At 42.4% G+C, this 22,585-nt stretch carries 15 protein-coding genes and 1 pseudogene; 12 read left to right on the top strand and 4 right to left on the bottom strand.

Annotated features, from left to right (window positions below; genetic code table 11):
• Window positions 1-34 precede the first annotated feature (34 nt).
• From HYG93_RS09685 to HYG93_RS09655, 7 genes and pseudogenes are all read left to right on the top strand, one after another.
• Window positions 35-855 (top strand): IS5 family transposase gene (locus HYG93_RS09685; protein ID WP_120364608.1). Its coding sequence is split into 2 segments (ribosomal slippage): window positions 35-446 and window positions 446-855, totalling 822 coding nucleotides; the frame shifts between segments, so codons are not numbered across the junction.
• 76 nt (window positions 856-931) lie between these two features.
• Window positions 932-1,738, top strand: a complete 807-nt coding sequence (locus tag HYG93_RS19660; RefSeq protein WP_252149968.1) for a YadA-like family protein — start codon at window positions 932-934, stop codon at window positions 1,736-1,738.
• 54 nt (window positions 1,739-1,792) lie between these two features.
• A pseudogene (locus HYG93_RS09675) lies at window positions 1,793-2,585 on the top strand (OmpA family protein).
• A 356-nt stretch (window positions 2,586-2,941) separates the two neighbouring features.
• The gene (gene ilvD, locus HYG93_RS09670) at window positions 2,942-4,771 is read left to right on the top strand and encodes a dihydroxy-acid dehydratase (protein ID WP_117007677.1); all 1,830 of its coding nucleotides are present in this window, start codon (window positions 2,942-2,944) and stop codon (window positions 4,769-4,771) included.
• Window positions 4,772-5,081: 310 nt separating this feature from the next.
• Window positions 5,082-6,398, top strand: a complete 1,317-nt coding sequence (locus HYG93_RS09665; RefSeq protein WP_120364606.1) for a hypothetical protein — start codon at window positions 5,082-5,084, stop codon at window positions 6,396-6,398.
• Window positions 6,385-6,672 (top strand): chorismate mutase, encoded by a 288-nt coding sequence (locus HYG93_RS09660; protein WP_106986452.1) that lies wholly within the window; start codon window positions 6,385-6,387, stop codon window positions 6,670-6,672. Before HYG93_RS09665 ends, HYG93_RS09660 begins: the two co-directional genes overlap by 14 nt.
• Before the next feature lie 147 nt (window positions 6,673-6,819).
• A complete protein-coding gene (locus HYG93_RS09655) occupies window positions 6,820-8,499 on the top strand; it encodes a bifunctional diguanylate cyclase/phosphodiesterase (RefSeq protein ID WP_120365778.1) in 1,680 nt (559 codons plus the stop codon).
• Between the two features lie 109 nt (window positions 8,500-8,608).
• Here HYG93_RS09655 and HYG93_RS09650 read toward each other — a convergent pair whose 3' ends face one another.
• The 3 genes from HYG93_RS09650 to HYG93_RS09640 all read right to left on the bottom strand — a co-directional run bounded on the left by HYG93_RS09650 (window position 8,609) and on the right by HYG93_RS09640 (window position 13,674).
• Complete coding sequence (locus tag HYG93_RS09650; RefSeq protein WP_117007680.1) at window positions 8,609-9,913, bottom strand: solute carrier family 23 protein; 1,305 nt, start codon at window positions 9,911-9,913, stop codon at window positions 8,609-8,611.
• 307 nt (window positions 9,914-10,220) lie between these two features.
• Window positions 10,221-12,905 (bottom strand): phosphoenolpyruvate carboxylase, encoded by a 2,685-nt coding sequence (gene ppc / locus HYG93_RS09645; RefSeq protein WP_106985635.1) that lies wholly within the window; start codon window positions 12,903-12,905, stop codon window positions 10,221-10,223.
• A gap of 151 nt (window positions 12,906-13,056) precedes the next feature.
• Window positions 13,057-13,674, bottom strand: a complete 618-nt coding sequence (locus tag HYG93_RS09640) for a TetR/AcrR family transcriptional regulator (RefSeq protein WP_106985634.1) — start codon at window positions 13,672-13,674, stop codon at window positions 13,057-13,059.
• Window positions 13,675-13,825: 151 nt separating this feature from the next.
• Here HYG93_RS09640 and HYG93_RS09635 point away from each other — a divergent pair, with 151 nt between their 5' ends.
• The 4 genes from HYG93_RS09635 to dnaJ all read left to right on the top strand — a co-directional run bounded on the left by HYG93_RS09635 (window position 13,826) and on the right by dnaJ (window position 19,798).
• Entirely contained in the window at window positions 13,826-14,929 is a 1,104-nt protein-coding gene (locus HYG93_RS09635) for an efflux RND transporter periplasmic adaptor subunit (protein WP_106985633.1), read from the top strand.
• A 2-nt stretch (window positions 14,930-14,931) separates the two neighbouring features.
• On the top strand, window positions 14,932-18,069 hold the full coding sequence (locus tag HYG93_RS09630) for an efflux RND transporter permease subunit (protein ID WP_178962440.1): 3,138 nt from the start codon (window positions 14,932-14,934) through the stop codon (window positions 18,067-18,069).
• 123 nt (window positions 18,070-18,192) lie between these two features.
• Complete coding sequence (locus HYG93_RS09625) at window positions 18,193-18,570, top strand: hypothetical protein (protein ID WP_106985631.1); 378 nt, start codon at window positions 18,193-18,195, stop codon at window positions 18,568-18,570.
• A gap of 106 nt (window positions 18,571-18,676) precedes the next feature.
• Window positions 18,677-19,798, top strand: a complete 1,122-nt coding sequence (dnaJ, locus tag HYG93_RS09620; protein ID WP_106985630.1) for a molecular chaperone DnaJ — start codon at window positions 18,677-18,679, stop codon at window positions 19,796-19,798.
• 74 nt (window positions 19,799-19,872) lie between these two features.
• Here the strand turns inward: dnaJ and HYG93_RS09615 are convergent, their stop codons facing one another.
• Complete coding sequence (locus tag HYG93_RS09615; RefSeq protein ID WP_178962439.1) at window positions 19,873-21,516, bottom strand: PglL family O-oligosaccharyltransferase; 1,644 nt, start codon at window positions 21,514-21,516, stop codon at window positions 19,873-19,875.
• Window positions 21,517-21,728: 212 nt separating this feature from the next.
• On the opposite strand from HYG93_RS09615, the gene dapB reads away from it, so the two are divergent.
• Window positions 21,729-22,550, top strand: a complete 822-nt coding sequence (gene dapB, locus HYG93_RS09610; protein ID WP_117007684.1) for a 4-hydroxy-tetrahydrodipicolinate reductase — start codon at window positions 21,729-21,731, stop codon at window positions 22,548-22,550.
• Window positions 22,551-22,585: the final 35 nt, after the last annotated feature.

The following is a 22,585-nucleotide window of genomic DNA, read 5'->3' as shown; positions in this document are numbered from 1 at the left end:
TTGCGAAAGTAAAAATCACCTCCATATAAATTTCATGAGATATCAGAAATTAAATCGTTTTTCAGATTCTGAATTCAAACGCTTGGTTGGCGTACCTCGACAAGTTTTTACTGAGATGGTAGACGTTCTAGAAAAAGCAGAATCACTCAAAAAGAAATCAGGTCAACCTCATACTTTAGATATAGAGGATCAATTGTTATTAACTCTCAATTACTTACGAAACTACAGCACTCAACTGGAATTAGCGGCAAATTACCATATTGCTGAAAGTAATGTGAATCGGACGATTAAAAAAGTTGAAAATGCATTGATGAAATCAAGACGTTTTACCCTGCCAAAACGAAGCATAACCACAGTAGAAGAACACTTTAACTGGGTCATTATTGATGCGACAGAATGTTCAATCGAACGCCCGAAAAAAAATCAGAGTAAGTTCTATAGTGGTAAAAAAAGAAACATACGCTAAAAGCTCAAGTGATCTATCATCCGAAGAGTAAACAAATCATAGGGCTAGATATATCGAATGGCAGTCAGCATGACATTACACTGGCAAGAAAAACGGTTAAGAAATTTAAACATTGTGAATATGTTATGACCGATTTAGGGTACTACGGATTAGAGCAACATGGCTTTAAATTATTGATGCCCATAAAGAAAAAGAAGAATTTCCCCTTATTTAGTGTTGAGAAAAATTACAATAAACTGATTGGAAAAATACGAGTTGTGATCGAACACATCAATAGTCAATTGAAAACATTTAGAATATTGAGTGAGCGCTATCGAAATAGACGGAAAAGATTCGGTTTACGCATTAACTTAATTGCTGCACTGGTAAACCGAATAAACTCGCAATAAGGACTTTCGCAAGAGGTCTAATATTAATGATGCAATTTCGAGCGTAAATACGGCAGCCACCAAAGCCAAAACCACAGTGACACAAGGTGCAAATATTGTCGTTACACCATCGACCAATACCGATGGTTCTACGAACTATCAAGTTGCAACGGCGAAGGATGTTAATTTTGATAATGTGAATGTCAGCAACAACGTGAGTGTCGGTGGAAATGTCAGCGCAAATGAGTTCAAAGCTGGCAACACCAGTGTGAATAACAACGGCATCACCATTGCTCATACTGACCCGAATAAAGTGGTGAGCGTGACAGATAGTGGCATTAGTGCAGGAGGCAATAAAGTCACCAATGTTGCACCGGGGGCCATTTCATCAACATCTACAGATGCGGTGAACGGTTCACAATTGAATGCAACGAATAATGCCTTCAATAGTTTCCTTGGTGGTGGCGCAACCTATAACGACAATACCAAAACCTATACGGCACCAACTTATGTGATTAACAATGGTTCGGGTAGTAATAGCTATAACAATGTTGGTGATGCGTTGGGTGCACTCAATCAGGCGGATAGCACCATCAATAACAGAATCGATGTGTTAGGCGACCGCTTAGAACAAAGTTTCCGTAATACCAATAACCGAATTGATGATGTAGAGAAAACAGCAAATGCAGGTATTGCAGCAGCTATGTCCTTAGAAAACGCACCTTATATTGCAGGTAAATATACTTATGCAGTGGGTGCGGCCTATCACGGTGGTGAAAATGCAATTGGTGTGACCTTACGTAAAACAGCGGACAATGGTCGCTGGTCATTAACAGGTGGTGTTGCAGCAGCCTCTCAAGGTGATCCAAGTGTTCGAATTGGTATCAGTGGTGTGATTGATTAATACACGGGATATCTACACTTTTCTTAGATTCAAACAATTAGAGAGAATATAACAATGAATAGAACACAGAAGATTGCGATGATGGGCCTGATCGTTGTGGGTATGGCATCATCAGTATGGGCAAATGAAAACCTAAATTTAAACCAAGCCTCTGAGGATGTGACTTTTCCAGAGCCAAAAGATAGTTACTTAAAACAAGTGCATCGTTATGAATATGCAGATGTACTGCGTTTGGATAATGGGCTGACTAAAGATCAAATTCGACGCTTACTGGGTAATCCACAGTTTAGTGAAGGGTTGTTTGCGGTACGCCAATGGAACTATGTTTTAGATATTCGAGTTCCAGAAACACAAAACTACCGCAGATGCCAATTACGAATTGATTTTGATCAACACTATTTGGCAGAACGTTATTCATGGCGAGGCTTGTCAGGGTTTAGCACAGTATGGCGCAAATAATGAAACGCCTCCTGTTGTACCAGCTCCAAGCCCAGAAAAGCATGCAGCTCACTTTCTATTTGCATTTGACCGTAGTGATGCATCCTCGATTGAGCAACAGTCTATTCAATTTAATGAATTGGTAGCTGCATTAAAAAACAGTAATCAGCCGATTCAAATTACAGGTTATACCGACCGAAAAGGCCATGCTGCTTATAATCAAAATTTATCTGCACGACGTGCACAAACTGTGGCGGCATTGCTCACCCAAAATGGAATTGCTGCTGATCGCATTCATGTATCAGCACAAGGCGCGACAGGAGAATACCAAAGCTGTGAAGGGCAATTAAAACGCTCAAGTGAAATCCAATGTTTAGCACCCAATCGGCGAGTTACCGTAAATTGGTAAGCTTTTAAATTTTAACCATATAAAAAAAGCATTCTGAGGAGTGCTTTTTTTATGGCATTGGATCAGTATTTATATAAATAAAACTCATGCAAATTGTAAAAATTATTCATGAAAGTTTTGTATTTAATCATTGATGATAGCGTTATAGTAGTTTTAACATAGAAATTTATTGTGCCTGCATCGAAGCAGATATAGACATATCTAAGCGGTCACACGCATTTTTCGCTACGTTGCATAACAGTAGCTTATTTTATGGTATGTTTAAAATTAAACTGTTTTCATGCTCACAATCATAAAGATTTTGCCAGAGTAAATGCGATCATTTACTCCAGCACAAACATAGTTGGAATAACACCATGCCTGATTATCGTTCAAAAACATCGACACACGGAAGAAACATGGCGGGTGCGCGTGGCTTATGGCGCGCAACTGGTATGAAAGACGAAGACTTCGGCAAGCCAATTATTGCGGTCGTTAACTCATTCACGCAATTCGTACCAGGCCACGTTCATCTCAAAGACTTAGGTCAACTTGTGGCGCGCCAAATTGAACAGGCAGGTGGTGTAGCCAAAGAATTCAACACTATCGCTGTAGATGATGGTATTGCAATGGGCCATGACGGCATGTTGTATTCATTGCCTTCACGTGACTTGATTGCAGACTCAGTTGAATACATGGTGAATGCACACTGTGCAGATGCAATGGTATGTATCTCTAACTGTGACAAAATCACCCCAGGGATGCTAATGGCATCAATGCGTTTGAACATTCCAGTGGTGTTTGTATCAGGCGGTCCTATGGAAGCGGGTAAAGTTAAAATCCGTGGCAATGAACATGCAATTGACCTTGTTGATGCTATGATCGTAGCGGCTGATGACAACTTTACTGACGAAGAAGTAAAAGAATATGAACGCTCTGCATGTCCAACATGCGGTTCATGTTCAGGTATGTTCACTGCTAACTCAATGAACTGCTTAACAGAAGCATTAGGTTTATCTTTGCCGGGCAATGGTTCTACGCTTGCAACACATGCCAACCGTAAAAAATTATTCGAAAAAGCAGGTCAGTTAATCGTAGAGATTACTAAACGTCATTACGAACAAAATGATTACAGCGTGTTGCCGCGTAATATCGCGCCTAAAGCAGCCTATGAAAATGCAATGACTTTAGACATCGCAATGGGCGGTTCAACCAATACGGTATTGCATCTTTTAGCTGCTGCACACGAAGCAGAAGTAGACTTTACGATGGACGATATTGACCGTTTATCACGTAAAGTACCTGTGCTATGTAAAGTTGCGCCAGCGAAACAAGACGTTCACATGGAAGATGTACACCGTGCAGGCGGTATCATGTCAATCTTGGGTGAATTAGACCGTGCAGGTTTACTCGATACTTCTGTGAGTACTGTACATGAGCCAACCTTAAAAGACGCTTTGGATAAGTGGGACATTATCCGCACTGAAGATGAAGAGGTTTATAATTTCTTCAAATCTGCGCCAGGCGGTGTACCAACACAAACTGCCTTCTCACAAGACCGTTACTACTCACGTTTAGACGGCGATCGTGAAAAGGGCGTCATCCGCAATGCAGAACATGCGTTCTCTAAAGACGGCGGTTTGGCAGTGCTTTACGGTAACATTGCGCTTGATGGCTGTATCGTAAAAACTGCGGGTGTAGATGAATCGATCTTAAAATTCAACGGCACAGCACGCGTATTTGAAAGCCAAGATGATGCAGTAGAAGCGATCCTAGGTGGTAAAATCGTTGCAGGTGATGTGGTTCTTATCCGCTACGAAGGCCCGCAAGGCGGTCCAGGTATGCAAGAAATGCTTTACCCAACCAGCTATTTAAAATCGAAAGGCTTAGGTAAAGACTGCGCACTGGTAACAGATGGTCGTTTCTCAGGCGGTTCTTCAGGTCTTTCAATTGGCCACGTTTCTCCTGAAGCAGCTGAAGGCGGTGCAATTGCCTTGGTTGAAGATGGTGACCGTATCGAAATTGATATTCCAAACCGTACCATTCACTTGGCAGTAGACGATGCAACAATGGCGCATCGCCGTACGCAACAAGAAGCGAAAGGTTGGAAGCCTGCGAAAGAGCGTCCACGTAAAATTTCGAAAGCACTCAAAGCTTATGCAATGCATGCTACAAGTGCTGCCAAAGGTGCAGTAAGAGAGATCTAATCTTTCAATAAACCCATAAAAAAGCACGCGAAATAAGCGTGCTTTTTTATGTCTAAGTTTAGGCTGTAGTAGATGTGGCAGGCAATTTTACAAGTAGGTATCTGAAGCTTGAACTGATAAACTAGTGGGCAAATGATCAACGGCTAATTTGATTGATGTTGCCCGCCACCCGCGAAACATTGAACATTGTGACTTGAGTTGCTATAAATTTGGCTGAGGGTTATAAACTAATTTCATATTCCCACATCGGGAGATAAAACTGTGCGATATCATCATGATCGCATGGCTTTGTTTATTGAGGCTTAAATTCATGTCACTGTTACGCCGTTGGTTTGATCCAATCCGATCGGGATGGTTTTACAATAAACCGTCACGTCAAGCGGTGTTGTCCACAGAGCAAGGTTTAAGCGTCTATTTGCGTTTAGATGATGTCTATAGTTATTTGACGGCGCAGCAATTGCCTCAGTTAGAAGACATTTTGAGTGATGAACTAAAACCGCTTAAGGTGATTATTTCTAATCGTTCAGCAGAAGCACCCAATCACATGTCAGAAGCTGAGTGGCATAATTATTGTTTAAATGATGCGCAAATTTTATCGAAGCAACATCGCTTTAGTTTTCACGAAACGCCAGAACAACCCAAACCAGAAGCCTTATTACAGGCCGAAACAATCTTAAAAAATACCCCCTTACGTGGGCAAGATTTTCTCTATTTATTAGAAGATGTGTTTCACATGCTGTGGCAAAAGCAAGATGGCAAATTACGTACTTTATATGCCATGGCCAGCAAACATCATCGTGCACAACATTTTGAAGAACGTATTTTTAACGACACGCCAGTATTGGCCAGTTATTTTGAATTTGGGGAGCGTAAATATCATGCAGTTGATGATTTATTGCGCTTAACCCGCCGTTTGCGTCAGCAAAAACTCCTGACGGATAATCCTATTTTTTTAATTAACCACATCGAATGGCGCGAACATCTGATTAGTGATGCTGAAGAGCTCAATGAAATTCAAGCACTCGACCCAGAGCTAGATTTATATGTGGCCTTAGAAGATCCGATTTCGTGGCTACTTTTGGCTTATATCAAAGAAGAGCTGGCAGACTATTATAATATTCGCCTGAATATTTATCCGCTGAGTTATCACGGCCGCGATTTATTTGATTGGGGCTTGGCAACACGTTTGTCTAAACGAACGGGAGTCAGTTTTACGCCGTTCTGTCGTCCAGACCAGCAGGCAACAGTGCAGATGGCCAATTTGTACTACAGTGTGCCTGAAGAGCAACGCATTGATGCCATGTACAAAATCTTGCATGCAGTATGGTGCAAGGGCAAAGACCTATCATTTAAGCCCCATTTTCAACAGTTACAACAAGAATTAGAACTGACCACGTTTAGCACTGAAGATGTAGTGGGTAAATTAGCTGAAAATGACATGCATTGTGAAATGAAATCACAGCCAGACTTTCCAGTACTTGAGCTCAGAATTGATGGGCAAAGTTATGTATTTAATAGCTTATATCGCGTATGGATGATTGAAAGTATTTTCAGTAATGTGTTAGAAGAGAAGTATAAAAGTGAAAACATTGCTGAGAATGAGTTAAGGAAGAATGAAGAAAGATAAGGTTGAAAATTTGGAACAGGCGCGTGCTCAAATCGATGTGATTGACCATGCTTTAATTGAGCTTATTTCAGCCCGTCAGTTTTATGTCGATCAAGCTGTTCGATTTAAACGTACAACGCACGATGTACAATCTCCAGAGCGTGTGGAAGATGTGATTAAGAAAGTTCGTGGTGCGGCACAAGATCAAGGTGTAGATCCAAATTTAATTGAGCATATTTATCGCGAAATGATTCATCATTTTATTCAACGCGAGTTAAAGGAGCTACGTCCATAATTGGCAGGTCATATTGCAGTGAAAAATCAAATTTTTACTGCAATATGGGATAGTTTGCAGATAAGCTTAATATTTCATTTAACATTCACATTAAAAATGAAATAATGCATGCCTTATGTCCATGACTAAAGTCACTTTTTATTGCCTATGGATTCCCAATTTCAATATAGCAAGATCGTTAATGAGCTTGAAAACTATCAAGTTGCTATTGATGCACATTCAATTGTTGCGATTACAGATACTCAAGGCGTAATTACCCATGTGAATCAGAAATTCTGTGATATTTCTAAATATTCACGTGAGGAATTGCTGGGTTCTACGCATAAAATTATTAATTCAGGTTGCCATCCACGTAGTTTCTTTAAGCAAATGTGGGGCACCATTGCTCAAGGCAAAATCTGGAATGGTGAAATTTGTAATCGAAATAAGCAGGGTGAACTGTATTGGGTGGACACCACGATCGTTCCTTTTAAAGATCGGCACGGCATGTTGCAACAGTACATTGCAATTCGAACGGATATTACGCAGCTCAAACAGTCCGAAGATCATGCCCGCTACATGGCCTTGCATGACGAGTTAACCAGTCTGCCTAATCGGCGCTATATGCAAGATTATATGAAGCAAGTAATTGCTTCTAATCGTAGCAATGGCATGTATAGCGCGATGATCATGCTGGATTTGGATAATTTTAAAAATATTAATGACACATTAGGGCACAGTGTAGGGGATAGCCTACTGAAAATGGTGGCTACCCGTCTTTTACTTAACACCCCACAGCCTAATTCGATTATTCGCTTAGGTGGCGATGAGTTTTTGGTGATCGTGTCGAATTTATCCATGCAATATGAAGAAGCGCATGACGCGGTATTGCAGGTGGCGAATAAGCTCAAAACAGAATTAAATAAACCCTATTTTTTAAATGAGCAAAGTGTTCATACCACGTCCAGTAGTGGCGTATTTATTTTTAAAGACTTTAATTTATCTGAAAATGCCTTTTTAAAATATGCCGATATGGCGCTGTATCATGCCAAAGGCAATGGTAAAAATTGTATTGCGGTTTTTGATCCTTTAATTGAAGAAAGCATTGTATTGAAAGCAAAATTAATTAATGACTTAAGTCGTGCATTACAACATGACGAGTTTGAACTGTACTATCAACGAATCGTCAATGATTCCCAGCAGATTATTGGTTATGAAGCTTTAATTCGTTGGCAACATCCTGAAAAAGGCTTGGTTTTACCTGGACATTTTATGGCTGAGATTGAAAAATCCAGCATGATTCATGAAGTAGGTCAAAAAGTTCTCAACATGGCATGTCAGCAGTTACAAGCATGGCGTGATATCCCCGAATGTGCGCATTGGACAATTTCAGTCAATATTAGTGTCGGGCAATTTAGAGCAATTAATTTTGATCAAGAGGTCATTCAGTTGGTTCATGCATACGGTATTTGTCCAAGCCGTTTACGCTTGGAACTGACCGAAAGTATGTTTTATACCGACATGGACAGTTCAATCGCTAAAATGCATCGCCTCATTGAAGCGGGTTTTAACTTTTCTATGGATGACTTTGGGACAGGGTATTCATCTTTAAATTATTTAAGAATGTTGCCTCTACGCCAATTGAAAATTGACCGCGCTTTTGTTGAACATATTAGTGAAAACCCGCGTGATTTAGCGATTGTAAAAACCATTATTGCTTTGGCGGCAGCATTAGAGTTAAACGTTGTTGCAGAGGGTGTGGAAACTTTAGAACAGTTCCAATTACTCAAAGACAATGGCTGTACGGCATTCCAAGGTTATTACTTTGGTCGTCCTGAAGCATTATAAGGTCGCTTTAAGTTGGACCTTTAGAGGTTTTACTCATATCGAATAAGCCAAATATGCACTCTATAGGCATAAAAAAAGCAGCCATTTGGCTGCTTAAAATATTGTTCAATTATTTAGATTTGTCTGCAAGGCTAAAGAACCAGTTGAGAATAAGGGCTGCGAAAGTTGCAGTACCAATACCACCTAGGTTAAAGCTACCAAATTGTAGTGCAAAGTCACCCGTACCTAAAATAATCGTAACCGCAGCTACCATGAGGTTTTTGTTTTGTGAAAAATCGACTTTGTTTTCAATCCAAATTTTGGCACCAGCAATGGTAATTAAACCAAACACCACAATAGATGCACCAGTTAAAATCGCACTCGGAATGGTATGAATGATTGCACCAAATTTTGGTGACAGGCCTAAGAAGATTGCGAAAATACCCGCGACAACAAAAATAATCGTTGAATAAACGCGTGTAACCGCCATGACGCCAATATTTTCACCATAAGTGGTCATCCCAGGGCCACCCACACTACCCGATAAAGTCGTTGCAACACCATCAGCGACAAAAGCTTTACCAATATGTGGATCGAGGTTTTCGCCTGTCATTGCGCCAACTGCTTTAATATGACCTAAGTTTTCAGCCACTAAAATCAATGCAATCGGTGCAATAATTAGCATGGCATTGACATTAAATTCTGGTGAATGGAACTGTGGAATACCAAACCAAGCCGCTTGTTGGATTGGCGTAAAGTTGATTGGTGTGCCATATCCCATTACATTCGATACGATAAAGTAGATGAAATATGCTGAAAGCAAGCCCACCAATAGTAATAAGCGTTGTAAAAGGCCTTTGGTGAATACGGCAATAGAACCCATACAAAGCACAGTAACCAATGACATCCACATATTAAAGTTATTACCCATTACGCCTTTAACAGTGACTGGTGCAAGGTTAAGACCAATAATCATTACTACAGCACCTGTTACTACAGGTGGCATAAGTTTTTCAATCCAGCGTGTACCCGTAGCCATCACGATAAAACCAAAAATCGTGTAGAGCACACCGCAGGCAATAATCCCGCCAGCAGCCATGGCAATATTGGCATTTGGAGCACCAGTACCAGAGGCTGCATAGCCTGTGGCAGCAATAACCACCCCAATAAAGGCAAAACTTGAACCTAAATAGCTAGGTACACGACCACCCGTCATAAAGAAGAAGAGTACGGTACATAGACCTGACATCAAAATTGCGAGGTTTGGATCAAAACCCATTAAGAAGGGTGCAAGTACCGTTGCCCCAAACATTGCAAAGGCATGTTGTATGCCCAAAACTACACTTTGTGCAGGGGGCAAATATTCATTAGTGCCTACAGGACGTGCATCAATACTGTCTTTATACGGACGCCATTTGGGAAACCAACTGGACATAAAATGAGCACTCAAAAGATAAATTGTGCACATCATACGCTTCTTTTTTGGAAGATTTAATCATTGAGTAAAAAAAACGTTAAAACTAATGTACTGACTTTTCGATTGTTTTACCGCATGGTAAAAGTTTTGGTATTTAAAAATAAAGTGAAATCAGTTATTAATCGCCAATTGTATCGAGCTGTTTAGTTATAAATAAATCTTATTCTTGATATAAATAAATTGTGGATGTTTCTCGCAATCGCTTATAAATAAAGCACATCATGGCGATGTGCTTTATTTATGCTAAAAAAATACAGTGTTTAACTTAGCCTGTATTGCGTAGCCCAGCAGCAATACCTGCAATGCTGACCATCAGTGCATGATCGACAGGGGTATTTTCTGCCTGACAATTGGCCAAGTAAGCGCGGCGTCGTTTCATTAATTCAGCTTGGAGCAGATGCAATGGTAATAAATATGGCTTACGCACTTTCATGGATTGATCTAAAACATCATTGCTACTGAGCAGTTTAGATTCACCTTTGAGCGCTAAAAGTGTTTGCACCGCATCACGTAAACGTTGACGTAGCTCTTCACCTAAAACTTTCAAATCTTCATCTTGAGTCAGATGCGCTTCATAATATAAAGCCACATGACTGTCTGCTTTGGAGAGCACCATTTCCAACATATCAATTAAGGTTTGGAAATAAGGCCACTGATGTAGCATGTCCTCAAGCATGGCTTTTTGGCCTTGGTCGAGCACTTGGTTAATGGCTGCACCTGTACCTAACCATGCAGGGAGCATCAAACGGATTTGTGTCCATGCAAATACCCATGGAATCGCGCGTAAAGATTCGATCCCGCCACTGACTTTACGTTTGGCTGGGCGTGAACCCAACGGCAGCATTTGTAGTTCGAGTTCAGGGGTAACCGTACGTAAGTATTTCACGAAGTGTGGGTTTTCACGCACTGTTTGGCGGTAGACCTGTACAGAGAGGTCCGTCATGCTGTGCATGAGCTCGCGCCATTCTGGTTTCGGCACTGGTGGTGGAAGCAATGTAGCTTCGAGCGTAGCCGCGGTATAGATCTCAAGATTTTGGAGCGCAATGCCTTCTAAACCAAATTTGAAGCGGATCATTTCGCCTTGTTCGGTTACACGAATAGCCCCAGAGATCGAACCTGGCGGTTGAGAGAACAAAGCTTGTTGAGTTGGTGCACCACCGCGACTAATTGAACCGCCACGACCATGGAATAAGGTCAACTGCACTGCATGATTTTTAGCAATTTCAGTCAGTTCTTCTTGCGCACGGTACTGTGCCCAATTGGCAGACATAAAGCCAGCATCTTTGGCTGAGTCCGAATAGCCGATCATCACTTCATGTTTACCCTGAATATGCTGTTTATACCAATGCATATTAAATAGGGTGTTCATGGTTTTAGATGCGCCATCTAAATCTTTGAGGGTTTCAAATAAAGGAACGACACGTAAGGGATGTAAAATGCCCGCTTCTTTTTGCAGTAATAATACTGCCAATACATCACTTGGGTATTCGGCCATGGAAATAATATAAGCTCCCAAACTTTCACTTGGCTGTGAGGCCAATGTGCGCATGGTCGCAAACACTTCTTGCACATCTGGATGGCAAATCAGACTACCTTCAGGCTCACTCAGATGTTTAGGTAATAATGGACGTTTGCTTTGAAGTTCTTGGAGCAAGAAATTTTGTCGTGCTTGTTCTGTCCATGTTTCAAAATTACCTAAGCCCAAGTATTCGGTAATGGCAGAAATCGCTTGGCGATGGCGCCCAGATTCCTGACGAATATCCAGCTTTAATAATTCAATGCCAAAGCAATTTACGCGATGAATGAAGTCCAACAGTTTACCGTTGGCAATTTCAGGCAAATCGCATGCGATGAGCGAACGATAGCAGAGTAAAAGCGGCTGAAGCAGTTCATCCTTACTTTTAATCACTTGGCTGTCGTCGGCATCATGGCCACGTAGTTTTTCTGTCAGCCAAAAACGTGTGGCTTTCAGGCGTTGGCGTGTGTCACGTAAATATTCGCGGTAGGGTTCAGCGTGTTCTTTGCCTAAGGCTGTTCGTAGTTCATCGCTACATTGTTCAATCGACAGTTCCCAACGCAGGGCTTCAATATCACGCACATATAAATCAGCAGCTTTCCAACGAGATAACCACAGCACCTCTTGAGTGATGTCATGGGTGACATTGGGGTTACCGTCACGGTCACCGCCCATCCAAGAGGCAAAGCGAACTGGCGCGATGGTGAGTGGTAAAGATTGACCACAATGTTCTGCCACCATGCCGTCCAATTCACGCATAAACTTCGGCACAGCATTCCATAAGGTTTGCTCAATAGTGGTAAAGCCCCATTTGGCTTCATCTACTGGAGTCGGGCGGTGCTGACGAATTTCATCAGTTTGCCATGCAGAGCAAATCAATTGTTTTAAATCATCTAAAACTGCGCTGCGTTCACGTGGCGTGAGTTTTTGCTGATCCATTTTAAATAGACAGTCATTGATGCCGTCATATTTTTGAATCAAGGTGCGACGGCTGACTTCTGTTGGATGCGCAGTTAAGACCAATTCAATTTTGAGTTCGCAAATTTGTTGATACAGCGTTTCTGAACTGATGTCGCGATCTTTAAATTTTTGAAATAAGTGATCTAAAGGATTTGGTGATGGAGCGTGCTCATCAAATTCGCTTTGGCGACGGCTACGCACCACATTATATTGTTCTGCAATATTGGCAAAATTTAGAAAGTGGGTAAAAGCGCGGGTAAGCGGCAGAATTTCATGGTCTTCTAGGCTTAAAAATAATTTTTCGAGTTCTTTTTCAGCTTCGGCTTGACCATCACGTGCACCCTTGGCCAAGGCACGAATTTGTTCAATTTGATTAAACAAATCTTGTCCAGCCTGCTGTTTCAGGGTTTCACCCAATAAATTTCCCAGCAGGCGTACATCTTCTCTTAGTGGAGCATCAATTTGTTGAATCATTCTACATTCTCCGTATGTCCTTGATTTTGACTATAGCGCGAATCTTGGTCTTGCCAAGTGAAACCTCGACAAAAGTCGGATTTGTTTTGTGTATTAATTAGCAAACTGAATGCCAAAACAGCAGAATGTGAAGGTTTAAGCTAAATGCCAGCTAGGCTTGAGGCGAATAGCGCAGTAAAAATAACTTTAGCGCGGATTGAATAATCTGTTCCTGCTCTTGAGGATTGGGGATTTCACGGACTCCCATGAGGACTTCATGGTGGCGCATACCTAACAGTAAAGAAAACAATAACAGCAGATGTTCACGCTCAGCAGCAGGTTGAATAAACTTTAGCGCCACGGCTTGGTCAAAAAAGTTTTGCCATAAGGCACTGAGTTTTTGATGAGATGCATTATAAAACTGCTGTGCCAGTGGATTATGCTGTGAAGCCAACTCCAACAATAAATATTCCATTTTGAGTGCTTCGGGTAAATTCACTAAATTTAAGGTGAGCTCACAAGCACTGATAAATGCTTGAATGAAATTACTATCAGGGCTTAATACCATTGGACGAGCATTAATCAGAGAATCACAGGTTTCTGCAATTGCACAGGTAAACAAGCTTTCTTTGTCTTGAAAATGGTTATATACCGTCAGTTTGGTGACATCGGCTTTTTGTGCAATTTTATTCATGCTACAGCCGTGGTAACCACATTCTAAAAATAGAATTTTTGCGGCATCTAAAATCCGTTTACGTTTTTCTAAATCTTTCGGTCGGCCAGCAGTCATTTGCTAAAAAAGTTTCCAAAATGTCATTAAAGTCATTGATTTTACCTTAAATAGGTAATTAATGTGCCGTATAGTTTATTAATTAAAAAATAACCATTTTAATTTCGTCTATATTGCCTGAAAAAACAACTTTAGATAAGAGCCTAAGTTCATGAGTACGATCAAGACCGCCTGTATAGGCATAATCATCGTTTGTAGTGTGACCTTGTGGGGGTGTAGTCATCATGATGCACCTACGGAACAGGAAGTTCCTTTGGTCATGGTGGCGCAAGCAAGTAGCAGTCATGCTGAGCAAAAAAGCTATGCAGGTGAAGTGCAAGCGCGCCAACAAACTGCGTTGGCTTTTCGTGTCGCAGGGCAGGTGGTCGAACGTTATGTGGATGTCGGTGATCAGGTCAAAGTTGGGCAGGTCTTAGCGCGTTTAGATGTAAAAGATGCAGAATTACAAAAAAATGCCACGCGTGCGCAATTAGAAAGTGCGCAATCTGCTGCCAAAATAGCAGGTGATGAACTCAAGCGTTATCAGCAATTACTGCCAATGAATGCTGTTAGCCGTTCACAATATGATGCTGTTGAAAATCAATATAAAGCAGCGATGTCGAGTTTAAAACAAGCGCAATCAAATGACGACGCCAGCGCAAACCAAACGCAATATAACCAATTAATTGCAAGTAAAAACGGTGTGATTACACAGCGTAATTTAGAAGTTGGGCAAGTGGTGTCTGCAGGGCAGGCGGTGTATCAGCTGGCGATTGATGGTGAGCGAGATGTCGTGGTGGGTGTACCTGAGCAGCTCATTTCAAGCATAAAAACAGGGCAAGTTGCAGAAGTGAGTCTGTGGTCGAAGCCTGAAGAAAAGTTTCAAGCCTATGTCCGTGAAATTGCACCTGCAGCGGATCAGTCGCGCACGTATCGTGTCAAAGTCGCTTTGCGTGAAGGCTCAGGTGTGATTCAACTGGGACAAAGTGCACGGGTATTTTTAAATACTGCGACTCATGAAACCTTAAACATTCCATTATCAAGTGTGTCTGCACAAGGGCAACAAGCCTATGTGTTAACGGTGAAAGCGGACAATACGGTACATAAAGTCCCTGTGAGCTTAGGTGCCTATGGCCGTGACAGCGTACCTGTGTTGAGTGGTTTAGCACCTTCAGATTATGTGGTGATTGGCGGTGTGCATTTATTACGAGATAAACAAAAAATACGTCCGATTGACCGAGAAAATCGTGCGGTGACTGTTCGAGCTGGGGGTTAAAAATGAATTTTAACCTGTCGGAATGGGCGCTCAAAAATAAAGGTTTGGTCCTTTATTTTATGATCCTCTTGGGCATCGTTGGGGTATTTTCATACTCGAAATTAGCACAAAGTGAAGACCCGCCATTTACTTTTAAGGTCATGATCATTCAGACCTATTGGCCGGGTGCAACAGCGGAAGAGGTGTCTTTACAAGTCACAGATCGCATTGAAAAAGAACTCATGACCACGGGCAATTATGAGCGCATTATGGCGTTTTCACGTCCAGGTGAGTCTATGGTGACCTTTGTTGCCAAAGATTCTTTGCGTTCAAAAGATATTCCAGACGTTTGGTATACGGTGCGTAAAAAGGTGAATGACATTCGTCATCAGTTGCCTAGTGGGGTGCAAGGGCCATTTTTTAATGATGAATTTGGCGATACCTTTGGCAATATTTATGTACTGACAGGCAAAGACTTTGACTATGCCACGCTGAAAGACTATGCCGACCGTTTACAACTGCAATTGCAACGCGTGCGGGATGTCAGCAAAGTCGATTTGATTGGCCTACAAGATCAAAAGATTTGGATTGAAATGTCCAATACCAAGGCTGCCCAATTGGGTGTGCCTGTTTCTGCGATTCAGCAAGCCTTACAACAGCAAAATACAGTGGCCAGTGCAGGCTTTTTTGAAACGCAGTCAGACCGCATTCAAGTGCGTGCCAGTGGTAGTTTAAAAACGGTTGAAGAACTGAAAAAAATGCCCTTACTGGTAAATGGTCAAACCATTCAATTGGGCGATGTGGCTGATATTTACCGTGGCTTTAGCGATCCAGCACAGCCTCGTATGCGTTTTATGGGTGAAAATGGCATTGGTATTGCGGTGTCTATGCGCAAGGGTGGAGACATTCTGGCATTGGGGAAAAACCTCGAAACTGAATTTGCACAACTGCAAAAATCATTACCACTGGGCATGAAATTACAGAAGGTTTCAGACCAGCCTGTGGCAGTAAAGCGCAGTGTAAACGAGTTCATGAAAGTCTTGGCAGAAGCGGTGATTATTGTTCTGCTGGTGAGCTTTTTCTCTTTGGGCTTTCGTACAGGATTGGTGGTGGCATTTTCCATTCCATTGGTCTTGGCCATGACCTTTGCGGGCATGAATATGCTCGATGTCGGCTTACACAAAATTTCTCTAGGGGCTTTAATTCTAGCCTTGGGTCTGTTGGTCGATGACGCCATTATTGCCGTAGAAATGATGGCAATTAAAATGGAGCAAGGCTATAGCCGTATACAAGCGGCTGGTCATGCATGGCGTACCACAGCATTTCCAATGTTAACGGGAACCTTGATTACTGCAGCGGGCTTTTTACCGATTGCCACGGCTGCATCGAGTACTGGTGAATATACCCGCTCAATTTTCCAAGTGGTCACGATTGCACTGATTGTGTCGTGGTTTGCGGCAGTCCTATTTGTGCCTTATTTAGGAGACAAACTGCTCCCCGATTTTAATAAAGACCTGGTACAAAAAGCGCCGTGGTATGCACGCTTGTTGGCACGTTTAAGAAAACAACCTGAGCCTGCACCTGTGGTTCATCATGCTGGTGAGCATCATGATCCTTATCAAACCAAGTTTTATCAGGGCTTTAAGCGATGGGTGAATATTTGTGTGACCTATCGTAAAACTGTGATTGCAACCACGGTGGCCATTTTTGTGTTGTCAGTGATGATGTTTAAACTGGTGCCACAACAATTTTTCCCACCGTCGAACCGTGCCGAAATTTTAGTCGATATTAAACTTGAAGAAGGGGCATCTTTAAAAGCCACTGAAGCTGCTGTACGTAAAGTCGAGTATTTTTTATCGAAACAACAAGGCATTGATAACTTTGTGGCTTATGTCGGCACTGGTTCACCACGTTTCTATTTGCCCTTAGATCAACAATTACCACAGGCTAGCTTTGCACAATTTGTCGTGCTGGCATCATCACTCGATGATCGAGATGAAATTCGCCGTAATTTGAGTGACAAAATTCGTGTGCTGTTACCTGAGGCGCGTACACGGGTGTCTTTATTGGAAAATGGCCCACCTGTGGGCTATCCATTACAATTTCGAGTCTCAGGTGAAAACTTGGACGTAGTGCGTGAATGGGCACAAAAAGTCGCAGCTACAATTAGTGCGAATCCAAATAGTACCAATGTCCATTTAGATTGGGGCGAGCCAAGTAAAGTTATTCAACTGAACATCGATCAAGATCGTGCACGCCAATTGGGCATCAGCAGTTTAGATTTATCTAATTTCTTAAGCAGTGCAATTAGCGGTGCATCAGTCAATCAATACCGTGAAAAACGTGATTTGATTGAAATCCGTATGCGCGGCGACCAAGTTGACCGTGTTGATGTAGGTTCACTCAGTAGTTTGGCTGTACCTACGGCGTCAGGTCAATCTGTACCTTTAGCGCAAATTGCTAAAATTGAATATGCGTTTGAAGACGGTTTGATCTGGCATCGTAATCGGTTACCGACCATTACTGTACGGGCGGATATTCGTAGTCAACTACAGCCTGCAACGGTGGTCAATGAGCTTGCAGAGCCATTGGCAAAATTGCGTGCAGCACTACCAAATGGTTATTTGCTGGAAGTGGGTGGCACAGTAGAAGAGTCTGCAAAAGGTCAATCTTCTGTGAATGCAGGTATGCCAATGTTCCTTGCTGTGGTGCTGACCTTGCTGATGATTCAGCTCAAAAGTATGTCGCGAACCTTTATTGTGTTTTTGACTGCACCACTGGGCATTATTGGCGTAGTTTTATTCTTGCTACTTTTTAATAAGCCATTTGGTTTTGTGGCCATGTTGGGCACCATCGCGCTGTCAGGGATGATCATGCGAAACTCACTGATTTTGATTGATCAGATTGAACAAGATATCCAAGCAGGGCATGATCCTTGGGATTCAATTCTGGATGCGACGGTACGTCGTTGTCGTCCGATTGTACTCACAGCATTGGCTGCGGTTTTGGCCATGATTCCATTATCGCGCAGTATTTTCTTCGGTCCGATGGCCGTTGCGATTATGGGCGGTTTGATTGTTGCGACACTGTTAACATTATTCTTCTTGCCAGCCTTGTATGCACAGTGGTTTAAGGTGAAAAAAAGTCCTGAGAAAGTGTAAAAATGGGTGCGAAATATTGTTTTTTTCAATATAGTAGCACCTAAATCTTTGCTGAAAATTTTTATAAGACAAACACTGTTCGGGGTAAAGATTCACAGGGCAGTGTATGGGGTTAAATCAGACATGACGACAGATAAACTGATCAAGTATCGGCGCTATATTGCGATTTCTTACGTCTTCATGTTTTTGGCGATTTTTACCGTGGTTAGTGGGGTGTTAGCGTATTGGCTGGCACGTAAAGTCACACAGGTCGATTCCGCTGAAGTTTGGTTACAAGCACAGGCATTTTGGGTGATGCGTAGTATCGTAATTTTCACTATTTTGGCTTTGTTTGCAGCACTTTGGTTTATTCCACTCTTCTTCTTTTATTGGGACAGCGCGCTATGGGTAACAGGTTGCACTGTTGCTGGCGTTATTTTTAGTGCCATTGCATTTTTATATTTGTTAAATGCATGGGTACAAGGCTTATCTAAATTCTTTAAAAATAAAGCAGTTTTTTAACTCGTCTTTATTTTTTTCATTGCTGACCCTTGAAAAAATGGTTTGATCCCCCAATTTCAGACCACAGCCCAGTATTAAATAAATTCCGTGAGGAGCATCGCCAGACATGGCTAAACGTGATTATTATGAGGTTTTAGGCGTATCTAAAACCGCAGGTGATGATGAAATTAAAAAAGCCTACCGTAAGTTGGCGATGAAGTATCACCCTGACCGTAACCCAGATAACCCAGAAGCTGAAGAGAAATTCAAAGAAGCTGCTGAAGCTTATGAAGTTCTTTCAGACAGCGAAAAGCGTAGCATGTACGACCGTATGGGCCATCAAGCATTTGAAGGCGGTATGGGCGGCGGTGGTGGCTTTGGCGGTGGTTTCAGCGCTGAAGACATTTTCAGCCAGTTCGGTGACATTTTCGGTGGTGCTTTTGGTGGTGGTGGCCGTGGTGGTCAGCAACGCGCACGCCGTGGTTCAGACTTACGTTATGTGATGGAACTCACCCTTGAAGAAGCGGTGAAGGGCGTGAAAAAAACCATTACGTTCACTGCGCCTGCGCCGTGTGAAACTTGTGATGGTAAAGGCTCTAAAAATCCTAACGACGTTGAAACCTGTAAAACCTGTCATGGCGCGGGTCAAGTGCGTATGCAGCAAGGTTTCTTCTCTGTACAGCAAACCTGTAATACGTGCCGTGGTCAAGGCAAAATCATTAAGAACCCATGTAATACATGTCATGGTTCAGGTGTGTCTGACCGTCAGCAAACTTTGGAAGTCACTATTCCTGCAGGCGTAGACAATGGCGATCGCGTACGTTTAAGCGGTAAAGGCGAAGCGATTCGTGACGGCCAATCAGGCGACTTGTACGTAGAAGTGGTTGTCCGTGAACACGAGATTTTCCAACGTGATGGTGCAGATCTGTATATGGACGTGCCTGTAAGCATTGCTGATGCGGCTTTAGGTAAAGAAATTCAGATTCCAACACTCGATGGCCGTGTCAGCTTGAAAGTGCCTGAAGGTACGCAAACTGGTAAGTTATTCCGTTTACGTGGCAAAGGGGTAAAACCTGTACGTACCAGCATGCAAGGTGATTTACTTTGCCGTATTGTGGTGGAAACACCTGTGAATTTGACTACTCGTCAACGTGAGTTACTCAAAGAATTACAAGCGAGTATGGAAAGTGAAGAAGGCGGTAAATCTTCTCCGAAGAAAAAATCGTTTTTAGATCGCTTATTTGACTAAGTCATGCAGTCAATGCCATCGAAAGCATAAAAAAAAGCGCCTCAAGGCGCTTTTTTTTATGTGCTTAAACAGCCTTAAGGTTGCTTTGGCGCACCGTTAAGTAAGCTGTCATAGTCCATATCCGTTTTTTGGATAATCGCCAGTAGTTTGAGCTGATGTTTCGCTTCGGCTTCATAACCATTAAATGCCAGCATTTTAGCGTATTTAATGATGTGATAACGGGTTGGATAGCTACGTGCCATTTCACCTGCCATTTGCAGTTGTTGTGGGCTTAACTGGGTAAACGGATCAATCAGAATAAAATTAATCCGTTGATCCAATTCGGTTAGTACATAAATTCGATCATGATTGGTGATTTTTTCAGGCTGTAGTTCATTTTTATAGACATTGCCCAACTTCGGCACCAGCGTGTCGTAATCACGGTAGACCAAGGCCAACATGGCTAAACCAAAAACCAAAATCAGTTTATTGCCCAGTGCAGGCAGTGCTACGGTTTTGGTTTGTGCATATTGCGCTTGTAGCGTACCCAAAATAAAGCCTGCAGGAATCAAGAAGAATGCATAATTTTGTGGAAATTCGAGCATCATGTGAATGATGAATGCACCGAGCATCAACAAGGCAACCACAGACTCCGCTGAGTTCACTTGGCGGTGTAATTGAATGAGCCAATACGCCAGATAAGCAAAAAATGGAATCGCAACGATAAAGCCATTCCATAGAATAAAATCGAGGACAAAGTTATGTGCGCTACGAATCCACACAGGTCCTTGGAAATGCTCTGAGATGCTGACAAAAGCGGTACTGGTTTGGTACCAACCATAGCCAAACCACGGCTGTGCGGCGACTGCATGCACCATCTGTTGCCAAATCGCCAAGCGAGACATATCGCCACCGGCACGTTGAGCCAGATCACGACCTTGAATCACGTTCATATTGGCGCTGTCGGCCAGTAATTGTGTCACATGTGGAAGCACCACAATTAAGCCTAGAAACAGACCAAACCACGCCAGACTATAAAACCAGCGTAAACGAACCTGATGGCGGAATTGTTGGTAGGCAAGGTACAGCAGAATGCAAATACTCGCGACCCATGAGGTACGCGATTGACTCAGTACAACACCGATTAAAATTGGCAAAGCGGCCAGCACTAACCAACGTGTGGCAAGGGCTTTTTTCTCATATAAATACAGCGTTGCCATTAAGGCCATGAGCAAGAAGGTTGCCATTAAGTTGGGCTGGGCAAAATTGGCAAATGGACGCGTCGTACCACTGATATTCATCATGATGGCATTTAAAGGCTCATCAAAATTCAGCGCTTGGCAAATCGCAATCAAACCAGTTGCCACACCTGAAATTAAGAAGCTAAAACTTAAATAACGAAAAGTTTTTGCACGCTGTTCTGGGCCTCGAGACAGATTAAAGCCCAAGGTCATTGAGAGCCAAAAAGCAGCGATGTACAGAAATCCGAGGAATGCGATACTAAAAAAGTACACATGGCCGAATGCCAATTGAATAAAAGGCAACACGGCCAAAGCTAAAAAGGGCAAGCCAATTTTAGGAAGATACAATTTGTCTTTGACGCAGGCCGCCATCAAAAACATCAGGGAGATAAACGCATATAGCTCACCGGTATAGGTGACCCAAGGTCGGTAATGGACTGGCATTAGCCATGCGAAAAAAATGCATATTGCAGCACAAGCAAACAGGACGTTTTTCATGCTCATTCAGTATAAAAAAAACTCGCCTATGATACATCGAAAATCACTTAAAAAATGCAATACAGATGAGGCTGCGATAGGGGATTTCATCCGTGCGTGAGTGCAACAGAGCAAGCGATGAAAAAAGCATAATTTTTTTGTGTCAAACTTAGCCAAAGTCAGGAGTTTTGCTATAGTAAGGGCAATTTTGAATCTAGCATTAGGAAAATGTTATGTCAGCAACTCCACGCATTGGCATTTTAGGGGCAGGTGGCCGTATGGGTCGTATTCTTATTCAAGCTGTTGAACAAGCAGGTTTTAAACTTGCAGCAGCTGTAGAACGTCCAGAAAGCTCACTTTTGGGTGCAGACGCAGGCGAACTTGCTGGCATTGGCCGTCTAGATGTGAAAATTGTCGGTAGTTTAGAAGAAGTTGTGAAGGACTGTGATGTCGTGATTGATTTCACTGCACCTGTAGCTACCGTCAATCACCTCAAAATTTGCCGTGAACATGGTGTCGCAATCGTGATTGGTACCACAGGCATGAATGATGAACAAAAAGCCTATTTAGATGCATCTGCAACAGAAACGCCCGTGGTTTATGCAGCCAACTATTCAGTCGGCGTGAATGTTTCAATCAAACTGTTGGAACTGGCATCAAAAGTATTTGGTGACACAGTAGATATCGAAGTGATTGAAGCACATCACCGTCATAAAGTTGACGCGCCATCAGGTACTGCACTGATGATGGGTGAAGCGATTGCTGAAACTTTGGGTCGTGACTTAAAACAAGACGCCGTATATCACCGTGAAGGCCATACTGGTCCACGTGAGCGCCAAAGCATTGGTTTCCAAACCATTCGTGGTGGCGATATCGTCGGTGAGCATACGGTGATGTTTATTGGTGAAGGTGAACGTGTGGAAATTACGCATAAAGCGACCAACCGTATGAACTTTGCTGCGGGTGCAGTACGTGCAGCCGCTTGGGTCGTAGGCCGTGAAGCGCGTAAGTATGATATGAAAGATGTACTTGGATTTAACGATATTCAAGTATAAAAGCACTTCAAAATCCGCTATAAAAATAAAAGAAA

The organism is Acinetobacter sp. SwsAc6, assembly GCF_013391565.1.
Taxonomy (GTDB): domain Bacteria; phylum Pseudomonadota; class Gammaproteobacteria; order Pseudomonadales; family Moraxellaceae; genus Acinetobacter; species Acinetobacter cumulans.
This window is presented reverse-complemented; position numbering and strand designations above follow the sequence as displayed.